Origin of the sequence: Wenzhouxiangella sediminis (assembly GCF_003410055.1) — a bacterium.
GTDB lineage: Bacteria > Pseudomonadota > Gammaproteobacteria > Xanthomonadales > Wenzhouxiangellaceae > Wenzhouxiangella > Wenzhouxiangella sediminis.
Genome location: NZ_QUZK01000037.1, coordinates 105,364 through 121,236, shown reverse-complemented (window position 1 = coordinate 121,236; position 15,873 = coordinate 105,364). Strand labels below are relative to the sequence as shown.

At 66.5% G+C, this 15,873-nt stretch carries 15 protein-coding genes; 10 read left to right on the top strand and 5 right to left on the bottom strand.

Features of this window, described 5'->3' with window-relative positions; genetic code table 11:
• Positions 1–167 precede the first annotated feature (167 nt).
• On the bottom strand, positions 168–1,565 hold the full coding sequence (locus DZC52_RS09150; protein WP_116650836.1) for a GTPase/DUF3482 domain-containing protein: 1,398 nt from the start codon (positions 1,563–1,565) through the stop codon (positions 168–170).
• Positions 1,562–3,010, bottom strand: coding sequence for a DUF2868 domain-containing protein (locus DZC52_RS09145; RefSeq protein WP_116650835.1), 1,449 nt, complete (start codon positions 3,008–3,010; stop codon positions 1,562–1,564). The genes DZC52_RS09150 and DZC52_RS09145 overlap by 4 nt, the downstream gene beginning before the upstream one ends.
• 164 nt (positions 3,011–3,174) lie before the next feature.
• Between DZC52_RS09145 and ccoN the strand changes: the two genes are divergently transcribed.
• The 10 genes from ccoN (at position 3,175) to DZC52_RS09095 (ending at position 12,210) form a co-directional block, all read left to right on the top strand.
• Complete coding sequence (gene ccoN / locus DZC52_RS09140; RefSeq protein WP_116650834.1) at positions 3,175–4,602, top strand: cytochrome-c oxidase, cbb3-type subunit I; 1,428 nt, start codon at positions 3,175–3,177, stop codon at positions 4,600–4,602.
• 20 nt (positions 4,603–4,622) lie between these two features.
• The gene (gene ccoO, locus DZC52_RS09135) at positions 4,623–5,273 is read left to right on the top strand and encodes a cytochrome-c oxidase, cbb3-type subunit II (RefSeq protein WP_116650833.1); all 651 of its coding nucleotides are present in this window, start codon (positions 4,623–4,625) and stop codon (positions 5,271–5,273) included.
• On the top strand, positions 5,270–5,443 hold the full coding sequence (locus tag DZC52_RS09130; protein ID WP_116650832.1) for a cbb3-type cytochrome oxidase subunit 3: 174 nt from the start codon (positions 5,270–5,272) through the stop codon (positions 5,441–5,443). Before ccoO ends, DZC52_RS09130 begins: the two co-directional genes overlap by 4 nt.
• Positions 5,440–6,354, top strand: a complete 915-nt coding sequence (gene ccoP / locus DZC52_RS09125; RefSeq protein ID WP_116650831.1) for a cytochrome-c oxidase, cbb3-type subunit III — start codon at positions 5,440–5,442, stop codon at positions 6,352–6,354. Before DZC52_RS09130 ends, ccoP begins: the two co-directional genes overlap by 4 nt.
• Entirely contained in the window at positions 6,341–6,622 is a 282-nt protein-coding gene (locus DZC52_RS09120; RefSeq protein WP_116650830.1) for a hypothetical protein, read from the top strand. Before ccoP ends, DZC52_RS09120 begins: the two co-directional genes overlap by 14 nt.
• Positions 6,622–8,016 carry a cytochrome c oxidase accessory protein CcoG gene (ccoG, locus tag DZC52_RS09115; RefSeq protein ID WP_116650829.1) on the top strand — a complete coding sequence of 465 codons (1,395 nt, stop codon included), beginning with the start codon at positions 6,622–6,624 and terminating at the stop codon, positions 8,014–8,016. The genes DZC52_RS09120 and ccoG overlap by 1 nt, the downstream gene beginning before the upstream one ends.
• A 4-nt stretch (positions 8,017–8,020) precedes the next feature.
• Positions 8,021–8,539, top strand: coding sequence for a FixH family protein (locus DZC52_RS09110; protein WP_181918865.1), 519 nt, complete (start codon positions 8,021–8,023; stop codon positions 8,537–8,539).
• Positions 8,536–11,046: a heavy metal translocating P-type ATPase gene (locus tag DZC52_RS09105; protein WP_147307646.1), complete on the top strand. Its 2,511-nt coding sequence runs from the start codon at positions 8,536–8,538 to the stop codon at positions 11,044–11,046. Before DZC52_RS09110 ends, DZC52_RS09105 begins: the two co-directional genes overlap by 4 nt.
• Positions 11,047–11,105: 59 nt before the next feature.
• Positions 11,106–11,378: a cbb3-type cytochrome oxidase assembly protein CcoS gene (gene ccoS, locus DZC52_RS09100; RefSeq protein ID WP_116650826.1), complete on the top strand. Its 273-nt coding sequence runs from the start codon at positions 11,106–11,108 to the stop codon at positions 11,376–11,378.
• A gap of 121 nt (positions 11,379–11,499) precedes the next feature.
• Complete coding sequence (locus DZC52_RS09095; protein ID WP_116650825.1) at positions 11,500–12,210, top strand: sulfite exporter TauE/SafE family protein; 711 nt, start codon at positions 11,500–11,502, stop codon at positions 12,208–12,210.
• Between the two features lie 149 nt (positions 12,211–12,359).
• Here DZC52_RS09095 and DZC52_RS09090 read toward each other — a convergent pair whose 3' ends face one another.
• From DZC52_RS09090 to DZC52_RS09080, 3 genes are read right to left on the bottom strand one after another with little or no spacing between them, the layout of a single operon-like run.
• On the bottom strand, positions 12,360–13,682 hold the full coding sequence (locus tag DZC52_RS09090; protein ID WP_220338320.1) for a sensor histidine kinase: 1,323 nt from the start codon (positions 13,680–13,682) through the stop codon (positions 12,360–12,362).
• 42 nt (positions 13,683–13,724) lie between these two features.
• On the bottom strand, positions 13,725–15,101 hold the full coding sequence (locus DZC52_RS09085; protein WP_116650824.1) for a sigma-54-dependent transcriptional regulator: 1,377 nt from the start codon (positions 15,099–15,101) through the stop codon (positions 13,725–13,727).
• Between the two features lie 37 nt (positions 15,102–15,138).
• A complete protein-coding gene (locus tag DZC52_RS09080; protein WP_116650823.1) occupies positions 15,139–15,837 on the bottom strand; it encodes an ABC transporter ATP-binding protein in 699 nt (232 codons plus the stop codon).
• Between the last annotated feature and the right edge of the window lie 36 nt (positions 15,838–15,873).

Sequence of the window (15,873 nt, the reverse complement as noted above, 5' to 3'; positions counted from 1 at the left end):
GGGAAAATGAGGATGGGATTTTGGCGATGTCCTGCCAGAAGGGAGGGGTCGACCAGAATTCGCAAGCGCCATTTACCACAGGCACGAATAATTGTACGCCTGATTCATGACAAATTCCACAAGAATCTGCGCGTTGCGAGATACGCAACGAGTCGACCCGCGGGCACTCAGTGACGCTCGAAGCGATCGCCTGCATCGGCGGCAAGTCGATCGAGCTCGTCCACCAGGACCGCCAGGGCATCCGCTCGCGAATCGGCCCCTCCGCCACCCTCGTTGAGCGCCGACCAGCGCGGATGGTGGCGGGCCCGGCGAACACTGCGCGGCAGTCGACGCCGTTGCAGGTCGTCAACGATCCGCGCCCGGATACGGCCGGGATTGCCGTGGCCTCGGCGAACCAGCGCAGAGAGCAGCTCCAGGGCGCGAACCATGATCAATCGCATCACCGCGTCGTCGACCTGCAGAGTCGCCCGGCCCCGGATCCGGCTGACCAGCCGGGAGCCGGCGCCGCGCACCAGTCCCGCACCCGCACCCAGGGCCGCACCGGTCAGGGTGCCGGCGCCCAGCGACAGCCCGCCGGTACCGACATCGATCGCCGCACCGGCGCCCGCGCCCAGCGCGGCATAGCCGGAGGCGCGCAGCCCGTAGTGCCGCAAGGTCTCGGGATCGAACAGATCGGCCTGCCACCCCCCTTCGCTCAGCGGGAGTTCTTCCTCGTCGAAGTCCTCGCGGCCGAAGCGATAGAGTTCGAGCAAGGTATCCACGCAGGCCTGTTCGCGGCGATGAATGGCGTCGTGCATTTCGCGCCAGGCCCGCTGCCGGGCGGCCTCGCTGTCGGCGGGCACCTCGCGCGCGAAGGCGGCCACGTCGAGCAGCAGGGACGCGGTGGCCTCCAGGGCGGCGCGCCGGCGACGCCGCTCCTCGGCCCGACGGTGTTCGAGCCAGGCCGATAGCGCGGCCGCGTGCTGGTCGAGCTGGCTCTTGAGCTTCTCGAACAGGGCCAGTTCGGTCGCCGGATCCCGTACGGCCGCGTCAAAAGCCAGCACCGTGTGCAGCTGAACCCGCGCCAGCGCCTCGCGCCATTCGGTCTCGCGGCTGTCGGGCGCGGCGGTGAAATTGAGCACGGCCACGATCGGCCGTGCACACAGGCCGAGTACGGCCAGTTCGTCCTGGTACTTCTCCAGCACCGGCTCGCGGGCGTCGATGACGTAAAGCGCCACGTCGACACCCAGCATCAGCTCCAGAACGCGCGCCTCGTGATCGAAGCGCGCGGCGGTCTCGGCGTTCTCGATCAGGCGCCGGATGCGCGCCGGCCCGTCGTGTCGGTCGCCCGGCTGGCGGTCGAGCCAGTCGAGCAGCTCCGGGGCACTCTCCAGGCCGGGCGAGTCGAACAACTCGATGCGCGCGCCGCCGTCGGCCACCAACTCGCCGGAGACGATCCGCCGGGTCGTGCCGCCCTGGTCGCGCACTTCGCCGAAGGCGCGATTGTGCGTCAGCGTGCGCACCAGCGAGGTCTTGCCCGTATTGGTGTGCCCGACGACCGCGACCTTCAGGTGTCGCCCGCTCACGAAACGCCCCCGCCGTCGAGCGCTCGGTGCAGGCGGGCGAGCTCCGCGGCGCCGGGCGCTTCGCGGTCGATGAACACCGCCTGGCCGCCGGCGCGATCCGCAAGAGCCTGCCAGTCCTGCCGGCGCGAAGCGACATCGCCGCCGCGCGCCTCGAAGCGGCCGCCTTCATCGACCACGATCCAAAGGGGTGCGTCGGCACCTTCGGCCAGCCGGGCCAGGAAGCGCTCGGTGCCGGCGTCGGGTGTGCGCAGCATCGAGCACACGCCGATCACCGCGGCCGCCGGCCGGCGCAGCCCTTCGACGGTTTCGATCGCCGCACTGCGGCCGGCCCGGTCGTCCGCGCGACCCAGGTCGATCAGCTCGATTCCGGGCACGAGGCCGGCCACATCGACATCCATGCCTTCGAGTTCGACGGCCACGGCGAGGATTCCCTCCGCGTTGGATCGCCGGCGACGCCGAGGTCGCGACGCAGCCTCCGGCACGGGCCGATCCTTCGTTTCGGCCCCGGCCCGCGCCGGCGAGAGATCGGCGGCCAGGCGCAGGTAGCCCGGGCGCGTGGTGTCGAGTTCCATGCGGCGGCCGACCAGGGCGGAGACGCCCAGGGAGGCGAGGCCGAGAATCGCTCGCGGCACCATCGCCCAGGCCGCGATCATCGCCAGCAGGAACCGAGCCCACTGCGCGCGGGCCGAGACGTCGCCGGTGCCTTCCCGACCCGCCTCGATCCAGGCCCGGTCGGCCTCGGGCATGAGTCCCAGCAACTCCGGCCAGGCGGCCAGCCACTCGACCAGGCCTACGACGCTGTCGTCGCTCAGCAGGGTGGTGCCCCAGGTGAGCTCGTACTGGACCACCGCGAAGAACACGAACAGGGTTGCAGAGGCACCGGCAGCATAGGCCAGCCAGAAACCGTGGGTGATCGCGCTCAGGCGCCAGCGCCCCCAGGGCGTAGCTGCGGCGCCCCCGAATGCGGTCATCGCTTCGGCCGAATGCGGCGAGGAAAGCAGCCGCGGACCCAGCCAGCGCAGGGCGTTGAGCACCACCCCACCGACCAGGCCGCCGGAACCGCCACGGCGCAAGCCGAGCAGCATTGCGGCGACCCAGGCGATGAGCATCAGGCTCGGCACCAGCAACAGCGCCGCAGTCGCCAGGAGGATGTCGACCTGGCGGTCGGCGATGGTCGCGCGCGCGGCGAGGGCGCCCAGGGCCAGGCCGACCAGCAACAAGGCGCCGCCCAGCCAGGCCAGCGCGCGCCGGAGGCGTTGGATGTCGGCGCGCAGACCCGGCGCCTGCTCGAGGGCGTTCGCCCGGGCCCGGATGCGTCCGGGCAGGTCCCCGCCGCGGTCTCGGGCGATCGCCAGTGCCGCTGCGTCGGGCTGTCGTCCCACGCGCTCCTCGACATGGCGAAAGGCCTCGGCCAGCAGCCAGTCATTGACTCTCAGGCGAGGCATGCGAGCCTGTGGAAGCACGGTGCTTGCGGATTCATCGCCGCAATCATACCGTCTGGGGACCGGCGGTAGCCCATGATTGATTCTGATCAAGTATTCAGGCTTCCGCACTGAGGATAATCCGCTACCACCCCGTTCTGGTACCGACCAACAACAAGGAATCCACGATGGCGCATTCCACCACCTACAACGACCGCGTCGTCCGGCAGTTCGCCTGGACGACCGTGATCTGGGGCATCGTCGGCATGCTCGTCGGCGTGATCATCGCCGCGCAGCTGATCTGGCCCGAGCTGGGAGCCGGCATTCCCTGGCTCAGCTACGGCCGCCTGCGGCCCCTGCACACCAACGCCGTGATCTTCGCCTTCGGCGGCTCCGGCCTGTTCGCCACCAGCTACTACGTGGTGCAGCGAACCTGTCACGCCCCACTTTTCGGCGGATCGCTGGCGGCCTTCACCTTCTGGGGCTGGCAGGCCGTGATCATCGGCGCAGTCATCACCCTGCCGCTGGGCTACACGATGAGCCGCGAGTACGCCGAGCTGATCTGGCCGCTGTCGGTCCTGGTCGCGGTCGTCTGGGTGGCCTACGCCGTCGTGTTCTTCGGCACCATCGTCAAGCGCAAGGTGCGCCACATCTACGTGGCCAACTGGTTCTTCGGCGCCTACATCCTGACGATCGCGGTGCTGCACATCGTCAACAACCTGGCCATCCCGACCGACTGGCTGCACTCCTACCCCGTCTACTCGGGCGCCGTCGACGCCATGGTGCAGTGGTGGTACGGCCACAATGCGGTGGGTTTCTTCCTGACCGCCGGATTCCTGGGCATGATGTACTACTTCGTGCCCAAGCAGGCCGGCCGCCCGGTTTACTCCTACCGCCTGTCGATCGTGCATTTCTGGTCGCTGATCGCCATCTACATGTGGGCCGGTCCGCACCACCTGCACTACACCTCGCTGCCCGACTGGGTGCAGTCGCTGGGCATGGTGTTCTCCCTGATGCTGCTCGCACCCAGCTGGGGCGGCATGATCAACGGCATCATGACCCTGTCGGGCGCCTGGTACAAACTGCGCACCGACCCGATCCTGCGCTTCATGATCGTGGCTCTGAGTTTCTACGGCATGTCGACCTTCGAGGGCCCGATGATGTCGATCAAGACGGTCAACGCCCTGTCGCACTACACCGACTGGACGATCGGCCACGTGCATTCCGGCGCGCTGGGCTGGGTGGCGATGATCACCATCGGCTCGCTCTACGGCCTGTTCCCGCGCCTGTTCGGCGTCGACAAGATGTACTCGACCAAGCTGATCGAGTGGCACTTCTGGGTCACGACCATCGGCACGGTGCTCTACATCACCGCCATGTGGATTGCCGGGGTGATGCAGGGCCTGATGTGGCGCACGTTCAACGACGACGGAACGTTGACCTACACCTTCATCGAGGTGCTGCAGCAGACCGAGCCGTTCTACATGCTGCGCCTGCTCGGCGGCCTGGTGTTCCTGTCGGGCATGTTCATCATGCTCTACAACGTCTGGAAGACCTGGCAGATGCGCGAAACGGATGATCTCGAAGTGCCGGTCAAGGCACCGGCCCACGCCTGATCGATACGGAGACTTCAATCATGGCAATGCATGACAAGATCGAAAAACACGCCGGCCTGATGGCCGTCCTGATCGTGGTCGCCATCAGCTTCGGCGGCCTGGTCGAGATCGTCCCGCTGATGTTCAAGGCCGCCGTGGTCGAACCGGCCGAAGGCGTCGAGCCCTACAGTGCGCTGCGCCTGGCCGGACGCGATATCTACGTGTCGGAAGGCTGCTACAACTGCCACAGCCAGCAGATCCGTCCTTTCCGGTCGGAAACGGAGCGCTACGGCCACTATTCAGTGGCCGGCGAGTTCGTCTACGACCGGCCCTTCCAGTGGGGCTCGAAGCGAACCGGTCCGGACCTGGCCCGCGTGGGCGGCCGCTACAGCGACGCCTGGCACGAGCTGCACCTGATGGACCCGCGCGCGGTCGTGCCGGAATCGAACATGCCGGCCTATCCCTGGCTGGCCGAACGATTCGTCGATCCCGAGTCCATCCAGAAACGCATGCGCGTGCTCAAGGGTATGGGCCACCCCTACACCGAAGAGCAGATCGAAGCGGCAGCGGACGCCGTCGCCGGGCGCACCCAGCTCGAGGCCGTGATCGCCTACCTGCAGGGCCTGGGTACCGAGTGGACCGGCCAGGACGAGGCCACGGCCGCGGCCATGGCCCAGGGAGGCGACTCATGAGCAGCGGGCTGGTCACCGCCTTCGCCATGATCGCCTTCGTGGCCATCGTCATCTGGGTGTTCGTGGTCAAGCGCAAGGAAGACTTCGACGAACAGGCCAACCTGCCGCTGGACGAGGAAAATCGCCGTCGGCAAGACAAGGATCAAAAGGACAAGGAGAATTCATCATGAGCGCGTTCTGGCACTGGTTCGTCGTCATCATCACGCTCGGCTTCACCGCCGCGATGGTCTGGCTGTTCATCGCCACCGGCCGCGCCAGGGTGAACAAGCAGACCGACGGTGACGGCGCAGACACCACGGGTCACGTCTGGGACGAAGACCTGCGCGAGTACAACAACCCGATGCCGCGCTGGTGGCTGTGGTTGTTCTACCTGTCGGTCATCTTTTCGCTGGGCTACCTGGTGTTCTATCCCGGCCTGGGCCGCTATGACGGCACGTTGGGCTGGACGCAGGAGAAGCAATACGAAGCCGAGATGGCAGAAGCCGCCAAGGCCTTCCAGGCACAGTTCGCCGACCTGGCCTCCCAGCCGGTGGAGCAGCTTGCCGACAATGAAGAGGCACTGCGGGTGGGGCGCAACATCTTCGCCCACAACTGCTCGACCTGCCACGGTTCCGACGCCCGCGGCGCCGAAGGTTATCCCAACCTGACCGACAGCCACTGGATCTGGGGCGGGGCTCCCCAGCGCGTGCTCGAGTCCATCCAGGCCGGTCGCCAGGCGGTCATGCCGCCGTTCGGTGACTCGCTGGGCGAGCAGGGCGTGACTCGAGTGGCTATCTATGTGCAGCAGCTGGCCGGGAACACGGTCGACGCCACCATGGCGGCCGCCGGCGAGAAGCTCTTCCAGCAGAACTGCGCGGCCTGCCACGGCCCGGAAGGCACCGGCAACATCTATCTCGGTGCGCCCGATCTGACGGCTGGCGTCTATACCTACGGCGGCGATCTCGATACCATCCGGGAGACGATCCGTGGCGGGCGCAACGGCGTGATGCCGGCGCAGATGGATCTGCTCGGCGAGATCCGTACGAGATTCGTCGCGGCTTATGTCCTCAGCTTGAGCCAGCAAGACGATGACCAGGGCTGATCTCGACATCCCGCCGCGCCCCCTGGCCCAGCGCCTGGGGGCCATCCTCTGGCCGTCGTTCTTCGCCGCCGGCGTGGCGACGATGGTGTTCTTCGCCATCGTCGACCCGCTGATGCTGCGCGACATGACGTTTCCCGAACTCGAACTGAGCCGAATGGCCGGCTACACCATCGGCTTCTTCCTGTTCTGGGCGGCCACGGCCGCCTCCAGTCTCTTCACCTGGCTGCTGCTTCGGCCGGCCAGTCGCTTCAACCGCAGGATGCAGTAATGAGCAACGGCGTCAGCACGGAATCCATTCCGCTTTACGTCAAGCAGCCCAAGGTCTATCCGCGCGAGGTCAAGGGTCGTTTCGCCCGCCTGCGCGTGATCGCCGCCTGGTCGCTGCTGGGCCTCTACTACGTGCTGCCGTGGATCAGCATCAACGGCCAGCAGATCGTCCTCTTCGACCTGGTCAACCGACAGTTCCACATCTTCGGCATCACGCTGTGGCCGCAGGATTTGATCATCCTTTCGCTGCTGCTGGCGATGGCCGCGCTGACGCTTTTCTTCTTTACCGCCCTGGCCGGCAGACTCTGGTGCGGCTACGCCTGTCCGCAAACGGTCTGGACCGAGGTGTTCCTGTGGATGGAGCGGGTCACCGAGGGTCGCCGCAACAAGCGCATGAAGCTCGACCAGGGCCCCTGGAACAAGGAAAAGATCGCCCGCAAGTCGGCCAAGCAGTTCCTCTGGATCACCTTCGCGCTCTGGACGGGCTTCACTTTCGTCGGGTTCTTCGTTCCCATTCGCGATCTCGGCCTGAGACTGGTCGAGTTCAACCTCGGCGGCTGGGAAACCTTCTGGCTGTTCTTCTACGCCTTCGCCACCTATGGCAACGCCGGCTACCTGCGCGAGCAGGTCTGCAAGTACATGTGTCCGTACGCGCGCTTCCAATCGGCGATGTTCGACGACGACTCGCTGGTCATTTCCTACGACGTCAACCGAGGTGAACCGCGCGGGCCGCGCAAGAAGAGCGCCGACCGTGCCGAACTGGGCCTGGGCGACTGCATCGACTGCCTGGGCTGCGTGCAGGTCTGCCCGACCGGCATCGATATCCGCGACGGCCTGCAGATCGAGTGCATCGCCTGCGCGGCCTGCATCGACGTTTGCGACGACGTGATGGATCGCATGGGCTATCCGCGCGGCCTGATTCGCTACACCACCGAAAACGCCATGGCCGGCAAGCCGACGCGCATTCTCCGGCCGCGCATCTTCATCTACCTGGCCGCGCTGCTCGCCCTGGCCACGCTGGTCGGCCTGGTCCTGACCGGCCGCGACCCATTACTCGTCGACGTGCTGCGCGACCGCACGGCGCTGCACCGCGTGACCGAGCAGACGCTCGAGAACCCCTACACGCTCAAGCTGTCCAATCGAACCGATCGCGACCTGTCGGTGAGCATCGGCGTTGAAAGCGAGGCGCTGTCGGGGCTGCGAATCATCGATCCGACCGACTCGGTGATCATCGCGCCCTCGGAGGTGGCCAACCAGCCCCTGACGATCGGCATGCCGATCGACCGGGCCCGGGTGGGCATGCACGAGATCACGATCATCGCCACGGATGCGGCGGGCAATATACTCAACGAAACCGAAACTCGGTTCTTCATCCCGGCGCGCGCCCTGGAGTGATTCAATGGAACTTGAAATGAACGACATCGAAGCACGCCCCTGGTACCGCGAATTCTGGGTCTGGTTCTTTCTCGGAATTCTCGGCATGGGCGTTGCCTCCGGCACCAGCGTACTGGTCATCGGCATCAACAACGCGCCCCAGATGGTCACCGGCGACTACCAGCCGCTGGGCAAGGTGCTCGTCGACACGCGCGAACGCGCCGACCGGGCCGCGAGCCTCGGGCTGAGTGCCCTGCTCTCCGTGGACGACAATCTGGCCGAACTGGTCCTCGGCGCGGACCAACTCGAAGAACTTCCCGACCAGTTGCTGCTGCGCTTCCAGCATCCCACCGACGCGGGTCGTGACGTTTCCGCCGTGGCGCGTCGCATCGACGCCGACCGCTGGCAGGTCCAGATGGGCAGCATCCAGCCGCCCGAACGCGCCCGCGTCATTCTCAGCGACCTGCAGCAGACCTGGTGGCTGGCGGGGCGATTCTCCGGCGAAGTCGCCGGCCAGATCGGGCTCGATCCGGAGAAACTGTGAGCCAGACGGCGTCGACGGCGTGCTGGCACTGCGGCGAGCCGGTGCCCCGCGGCGTCGACCTGCAGGCCACCATCGGCGGCAAGCCCCGTCCGATGTGCTGCCACGGCTGCCAGGCCGTGGCCACCCTGATCGACCAGGCCGGACTCGACCGCTACTACGACTTTCGCGACGCCCTGCCCGAGCGCCCGGAGGCCGCCGCCAGCCCCGAAGACTACAGCGCCTGGGATCGCGACGCCATTCTGCGCCACTACGCGCGCAGCGACTGCGACGGGCTCGCGCAGATCACCCTGGTGCTCGAGAACGTGCACTGCGCTGCCTGTTCCTGGCTGATCAAGCGATTCGTCGGCGAACTCGACGGCGTGGCCGAAATCCAGGTCGATATCGGCGACGGCCGCGCCCGACTGCATTTCGATCCCGCACGAACGCCATTGAGCGAGATCGCCACGCGCCTGGCGGCGCTCGGCTACCGGCCGCATCTCGACTCGCCCCTGGCCGGCGAGCAGCGTGATCGCACGGAGCGCCGACGCCTGCTCAAGGCTATTGTGGTCGCCGGCCTGGGCATGGTGCAGGTCATGAGCTACGCCCTGGCGGGCTACATCGGCGCTTTCCAGGACATCGACCCGACCAGCGAACGCTTCTTCCAGCTCATCAGCATGCTGGTCGCCGTGCCGGTGGCCCTGTATTCCGGAAGGATCTTCTACGAATCGGCCTGGCGCACGCTCAAGCAACGCCGCATGGGCATGGACGTGCCGGTCGCCGCCGCCATGCTCCTGGCCTTGACGGCCAGTATCGTCACCACCCTGCTCGACGCCGGCGAAGCCTACTTCGACTCGGTGGTGATGTTCATCTTCTTCCTGCTGCTGGGCCGCTACGCGGTGCTGGTCACGCGCCAACGCGCCGGCTCGATCCACTCGGCGCTGGCGCGATCCCTGCCGGCGGCCGCTCGCCGTCTCGCAGCAGACGGCACGCCCGAGCCGGTCGCGCTGGTCGAGCTCGAGGCGGGGGACCGTATCCAGGTCAGCGCCGGCGAGACCGTGCCGGCTGACGGTCGCATCGTCGACGGCCGGGCCATGGTCGACGAATCCCTGCTTTCGGGGGAGTCGAACCCGCGCCGGCGGGGCCGCGAAGAGTCGGTGCTGGCCGGTTCGATGGTGCGCGACGGCCAACTGGTGGTGGAGGTCGCGGAGGTGGGCCAATCCACCGTGCTTGCCGGCATCGTGCAGCTGCTCGAACAGGCCCGCGGCCACAAGCCGCGCCTGGCGCAGGTCGCCGACCGCATCGCCGGCTGGTTCGTCGCCTTCGTGCTGACCGGCGCGGCGTTCACGGCCCTGGCCTGGTCGCAGATCGATCCCGCCCACATGCTGCCGGTGGTCATCGCCGTGCTGGTGGTTTCCTGCCCCTGCGCCCTGGCTCTGGGCACGCCGGTGGCGCTGGCTTCGGCTGCGCGCGGCTTCGCCAGGCTGGGCATTCTCACCACCGGCAGCGACGTGCTCGAGAAGCTGCCGCGCATCACGCACGTGGTGCTCGACAAGACCGGCACGCTCACGCAGCCGGAAATGAGCGTGGCCGACGTCCGCATCGAGGATCCCGAACTGACTCGCGACGAAGCGCTCCGACTGGCGGCTCGCCTGGAACGCGTCAGCCGCCACCCGGTGGCCACCGCCTTCGAGGATTTCGACGACGGCGGACCGGTCGAGGACGCCGAGGCGGTGATGGCCGCCGGCGTGCAAGGCGCCATCAGCGACCGCCGCCTGGCATTGGGCAAACCGGCCTGGATCGCCGAAAAGCTCGGTCACGAACTCGCGCCGCCCGGCGAGGGCCAGTGGATCGCCCTGGCCGACGATGCCCGGGTGCTGGGCTGGCTGCGCATCGACAGCCCGCTGCGCCAGGGCGCGGGGGAGTTGGTCGCGCAACTCCGGGCGCGCGGGATCGAGGTCCTGCTCGCCTCCGGCGACCGGACCGAGAACGTGGCCAGGATGGCCGAACGACTCGGCATCGAGCAATACCAGGGCGACCTCCAGCCGGCGGACAAGCTCGAGCTGGTGCGACGCCTGCAGGCCGAAGGCGCACTGGTCGCGATGGTCGGAGACGGCATCAACGACGCCCCGGTCCTGGCCGGCGCCGACGTGTCGCTGGCCCTGGCCGAGGGGGCCGACATCGCCCGCACCCAGGCCGACCTGGTCGTCACCGGACGGGGACTGGGCCGCGTCAGCCGAGCGTTCGAGCTGGCCCCGCGCGTCGTCGGCGTCGTGCGCCAGAACCTGGCCTGGGCCTTCGCCTACAACCTGCTGGCCCTGCCCCTGGCCGCGACCGGCTTCATCCCGCCCTGGGCGGCAGCGATCGGCATGTCGGTCTCGAGCCTCCTGGTCGTAGCCAACGGCCGCCGCGCCGGCCGGCTCCCCACTCGGAGCGCGACGCGGACCGGAGAGCGAGCTGACACAAGGTCCGGCCAAGCCCGTAGTCGAGGCTTGAGCACGGCGGAAGGAAACCTGAAACCTGAAACCTGAAACCCGGAACCCGGAAACCCAACGTTGCGTTCCCATCACCCGCCCGTTAGCGTCGAGCCATGAACATCATCTACGTCCTCATCCCGCTGTCGGTCCTGCTGATGCTCCTGGCCATCGGTGCCTTCTTCTGGGCGATCCGCAACGACCAGTTCGACGACCTCGACACCCCGGCGCTGGACATCCTGGATGAAGATGAAAAGCCTTCAGATAGGCGAGTGAATCAAGGCGCTGCGCAAGACGAGAACACGGAACACCAAGACCTTGAAAACGCAAAGACGCAAAGAAAGAAAGGATTGAACCCAGAATCGGGAATAGAGAATCAAGAAGACTAGCGTTTCGCAGTGCTTTATCCATTCCGTGCGATAAATGATTACTTTTTCGTGTTTTCCTTCGCGTCTTTGCGTCTTTGCGTTTTAAAGGTTTTTTGCCAGTGCGCTCTACTGACTCCGATCAATGAACGTTGAAACCGCGCTGTTGACCGGCCTGCTGGCCGGGCTGTTCGGGTCGACGCACTGTCTGGGTATGTGCGGCGGGATCGTGGGATTGCTGCACGCGCAGATTCCCTCGGGCCGCGGTGGGCTGGCGATCGGCTTTCACCTGGGGCGCGTTTCGAGTTATCTCGCCATCGGCCTGCTCGCCACCGGCCTGGGCATGCTGCCGGCCGCCGCCGTGCCCGAGGCCGCCCCGCAGGTCATGCGCTGGGCCCTGGGCGGCATCATCGTGCTCATGGCGGTCTACATCGCCCTGCCCAGCCGCTTTCGCGATCTCACCGGGCAACTCGCCGCGCCGCTGACCCGGCGCATGATGCCCGTTTTCTCGAAGTTCCTGCCGGTCGAATCCCTGGACAACGCCATCGGCCTGGGCCTGCTGTGGGGCCTGCTGCCCTGCGGCCTGCTCTACACGGTGGTGGCCACCGCCGTCATGCTCGCCGACCCGCTGGCCACCACCGCCATGATCCTGGCCTTCGGCGTGGGTACCGTGCCGCTATTGCTGGGCGGCGGGCTCGTGATGCTCAAATTCCGCTCGGCCATCAACCGCCCCGGCCTGCGCTGGACGGCCGCTGCCCTGCTGGCAACTACCGGCGTGCTGATCGCCGCCGGCCCGTGGTTATCACACGCCATCGACCATCCCTGGATGCAGTTCCTCGTCGAGTGTGTTTCGTAGGTCGGGGCCGCGTCCCCGACGATTTCGCCATGCCCGCGTAAGTCGCGGTCGCATCGGCGACGGGCGATGTAGCGGGTCCGGACACGCGTGAGCTATGTGTGACGTCGCCATCCTGGTCGTCGGGCCCCTGAATCCTGACCCCTCCCCCTTCACGACACCGGCAGTTCAACCGTCGCCACGCAACCCCGCGCGTCGTCTCGATTGACCAGCGTCAGCACGCCGCCGTGGGCCTCGACGATCTGCTGGCACAGCACCAGGCCCACACCCGTCCCTTCGGGCTTGGTGGTAAAGAAAGGCACGAACAGGTTGTCCGGGTTGGAAATCCCCGGCCCGGAGTCGATCACCGAGATCCGAACGCCGTCTCCCTCGCTTCGCCACTCCACTCGAACTTCACCCCCCGTTTGCTCGGCAGCATCCACGGCGTTCTTGACCAGGTTGATGAGCATCTGTTCGATCTGGTCTCGGTCGACGTGGATCGACAGCGATTCACCCCTGCACAATACCGGGACTCGCTGATCGAGCGCGGCGACTCGTTCGACCAGGGGGCGCAGATCGACCTTGCTTCTTCTCGGCGACGGCAGGCGCGCAAGCATGCTGTAGGCGGTCATGAAGCGGCCGAGTGAATCGGCACGATTGCCAATTACGTCCAGTCCGCGCGCCGTGTCCTCACGCCAGTCTTCCGGCAACGGCTCTCGGGAAAGCAGTTTTTGCAGGGTCCCGCTCATGGACTTGATCGGCGCCAGCGAGTTGTTGAGTTCATGACCGATCACTCGAATCAGGCGCTGCCAGGCCTTTCGTTCCTCCTCGCGCAGAGCCCGGCTGAGGTCGGTTACGACCAGAAGGTAGTGCGGAATACCCCCCTCCCGGAAACGGGAAATTCGCACTTCCCACCGACCGCTACCGGCTGCAAAGCGGTGTTGTATCGTCTGCCGCTCCGGACCCTCCAGCAGGGACTCGAGTGACAGCGCGGCAGCGGTCTGGTCGCGCAATGCGGATTCGGAGCGCCCGAGCAGACGCTCGCCGGCGGGATTGACCAGCCGCAGTCTCTTGCGCCCGTCGAAGGCGAGAACCGCGATATCGACGGCGTCGACCACCTTCATCAGGAGCGCGCTGGCTTCGCGGGCACCCAGTCGCTCGGCGCGGAGCGTTTCGCTGAGCTGGTTGACTTCGCGCATGACTTCGCCCAGCGAATCCTTGTATCGGGCCCGGCGACCGCGCAAGGAATAGTCCCCTTCGCGCAGAGCTTCCAGCAAGTTGGAAAGAGTCTGCAGGTGATAGATGACGAAGCGGCGAGCGGCGAAGCCGAAGACGAGCCAGGCGAGCGAAGCCGCCGACACCAGGGCGATGGAAAGATCGGGCGCGAAATCGCCCGACGCGAGCACCAGGCCGAGGCCAAGCAGGGCAGGCAGTCCGCCGGCCAGGCAAAGCACCAGGAGCCGAAGCTCGAACGGAATACGTCTGTCTTCCTTCACATTGGCTGCCTGCGGGAGGTCACCGAGCGTATGAATCCAAGACTACTTCAGCAGGCCGTACTTTTCGATTCGGCGATACAGGGCACTGCGGCTCACGCCGAGGTCTTCGGCCGCCTGATTGACGTTGCCCCCTGTGCGGTGGAGCGCATTGCGTATCAAGACGCGCTCGGCGTCGTCGAGTGTCATGTGCTCCAGGCTCGTTGCGGGCGCGGGCGCATGATCCAGGCGAAGATCTTCCGCGGCGATCCGCGGGCCCTTGCTGAGCAACACGGCCCGTTCGATCACGTGAAGGAGTTCACGGACGTTGCCGGGCCAGGCATAGGCTTGCATGGCTTCCAGCGCGCAGCGCTCGAAGCCTTCGGGCGATCCGCCGTATCGTGAGGCCAGTTGCGCCAATGCGTGCCGGGCCAGCGGCAGGATGTCCTCACGGCGCTCGCGAAGCGGCGGCAGGGGAATCTCGACCGTGTTGACGCGGAAGAATAGATCCTTGCGAAACTCTCCCGCCCGGACCATCTCATCGAGATCGGCATTGGTGGCACTGATCAGTCGCACATCGGCACGCTGGGTGCGCGAGGAACCGACCGGTTCGTACTCCCCGGTTTCGAGAACGCGAAGCAGCTTGGCCTGCTGGCTCGCCGGTACGTTGCCGATCTCGTCGAGAAACAGCGTCCCGCCGTCGGCAAGTTCGAACCGGCCGGTCCGGTTCTGGCTGGCGTCCGTGAAAGCACCCTTGACGTGCCCGAACATTTCGCTCTCGAACACGGCCTCGGGCACGCTCCCCATGTTGACCGAAATGAACGGCTTGCCGTGACGCTTGGAGAGTTGTTCGATCTTGCGCGCAACGACACCCTTGCCCGTCCCGGGTTCGCCGGTGATCAGCACCGCCACGTCTGCCGGGGCGACGCGGTGTATCAAGCGCACGACCTCCTGCATGGCCGGCGAGTCGGCGATGAAGCCCTCGTCTCCGGCCTGGCGGAGAAGATCGTTTTCGGCCGCCAGGCGGTCGGAGCGGCGCAGTGCACAACCGAGTTCCACCTGCGTGTTGAGCACCGACAGCAGCCGATGGTTGTCCCAGGGCTTCTCGATGAAATCCCGTGCACCGCGGCGCATGGCCTCGACCGCCACGCCGATGGTCGCCCAGGCCGTCATCACGATCACCGGCAACCGGGAATCCAGGGACTGGATACATTCGACGAGCTCGAGCCCCTCCTCCCCTGATGTGGTGTCGCGGGTGTAGTTGAGATCGGCAATGACGGCGTCGAAGTCGTCGTGTTGCAGCGCTTCGAGCGCCGCGGCCGGCGAGTTGACCAGGTCGACAAGGAACCCCTCGCCCTTGAGCAGCAAGCGCAGCGCCTCGAGCACGTCGCGCTGATCGTCGACCACGAGAATGCGGGCGGGCGAAGGGCTGGATCGACTCATGGCCAAGAACCGGAAGACTGCCGGAATGCTACCACCATCAGGCCGCCCCGACCGCTTCCATCCAGCCGTCGAACAGCTCGATGCTGCGATGGCCGCGACGGGCGTTGACCTCGTTATGGGTCACCTGGATCACGGTGATGCCCTCGGCGTTCAGTTCGGCGAACAGGTCCATGATCATCTCGCCCTGGCTCGAGTGCAGCGCGCCGGTCGGCTCGTCGGCGAGGATTACCGCCGGTCGCCCGATCACAGCCCGGGCCACGGCCACCAGCTGCTGCTGCCCGCCGGAGAGCTGGCTCGGGTAAAGACCTTTCTTGCCGACGATACCGAAGCGGTCGAGCATGTCGGCCACCCGCGCCTTGCGCTCGCTGCGCGGCAGTTCGCGATAGCTCAGGGGAACTTCGAGGTTCTCGGCCACGGTCAGGTCCTCGAGCAAATGGTACTGCTGGAAGACGTAGCCGATGAAGTCGCGCGCCAGCTTTTGGCGCTGCGCGGACTTCATCGCTCCGACCGGGCGGCCGGCGAACTCGTACTCGCCTCGGAATTCACTGTCGAACAGGCCGAGGATATTGAGTAGGGTTGTCTTGCCCGACCCCGAGGGCCCAACAATGCTCAGGAACTCGCCCTCGCCCACGTCCAGGTCGATCTGACGGAGCAGCCAGAGCCGCCCGCCCTGGTGCGGCACGGACTTCTCCAGTCCGCGAAGGCGAAGGAGAGTGCGCGGACTAACGAAGCTCATGGCGCCCTACCGGCATGGCGCCAACAAAGGCAGGCC

Excerpts from the sequence above, each read along its gene's own strand:
- DZC52_RS09145 (WP_116650835.1), bottom strand. The coding sequence starts at position 3,010 with ATGCCTCGCCTGAGAGTCAATGACTGGCTGCTGGCCGAGGCCTTTCGC.
- ccoN (WP_116650834.1), top strand. The coding sequence starts at position 3,175 with ATGGCGCATTCCACCACCTACAACGACCGCGTCGTCCGGCAGTTCGCC.
- ccoO (WP_116650833.1), top strand. The coding sequence starts at position 4,623 with ATGGCAATGCATGACAAGATCGAAAAACACGCCGGCCTGATGGCCGTC.
- DZC52_RS09130 (WP_116650832.1), top strand. The coding sequence starts at position 5,270 with ATGAGCAGCGGGCTGGTCACCGCCTTCGCCATGATCGCCTTCGTGGCC.
- ccoP (WP_116650831.1), top strand. The coding sequence starts at position 5,440 with ATGAGCGCGTTCTGGCACTGGTTCGTCGTCATCATCACGCTCGGCTTC.
- DZC52_RS09120 (WP_116650830.1), top strand. The coding sequence starts at position 6,341 with ATGACCAGGGCTGATCTCGACATCCCGCCGCGCCCCCTGGCCCAGCGC.
- ccoG (WP_116650829.1), top strand. The coding sequence starts at position 6,622 with ATGAGCAACGGCGTCAGCACGGAATCCATTCCGCTTTACGTCAAGCAG.
- DZC52_RS09110 (WP_181918865.1), top strand. The coding sequence starts at position 8,021 with ATGGAACTTGAAATGAACGACATCGAAGCACGCCCCTGGTACCGCGAA.
- ccoS (WP_116650826.1), top strand. The coding sequence starts at position 11,106 with ATGAACATCATCTACGTCCTCATCCCGCTGTCGGTCCTGCTGATGCTC.
- DZC52_RS09095 (WP_116650825.1), top strand. The coding sequence starts at position 11,500 with ATGAACGTTGAAACCGCGCTGTTGACCGGCCTGCTGGCCGGGCTGTTC.
- DZC52_RS09085 (WP_116650824.1), bottom strand. The coding sequence starts at position 15,101 with ATGAGTCGATCCAGCCCTTCGCCCGCCCGCATTCTCGTGGTCGACGAT.
- DZC52_RS09080 (WP_116650823.1), bottom strand. The coding sequence starts at position 15,837 with ATGAGCTTCGTTAGTCCGCGCACTCTCCTTCGCCTTCGCGGACTGGAG.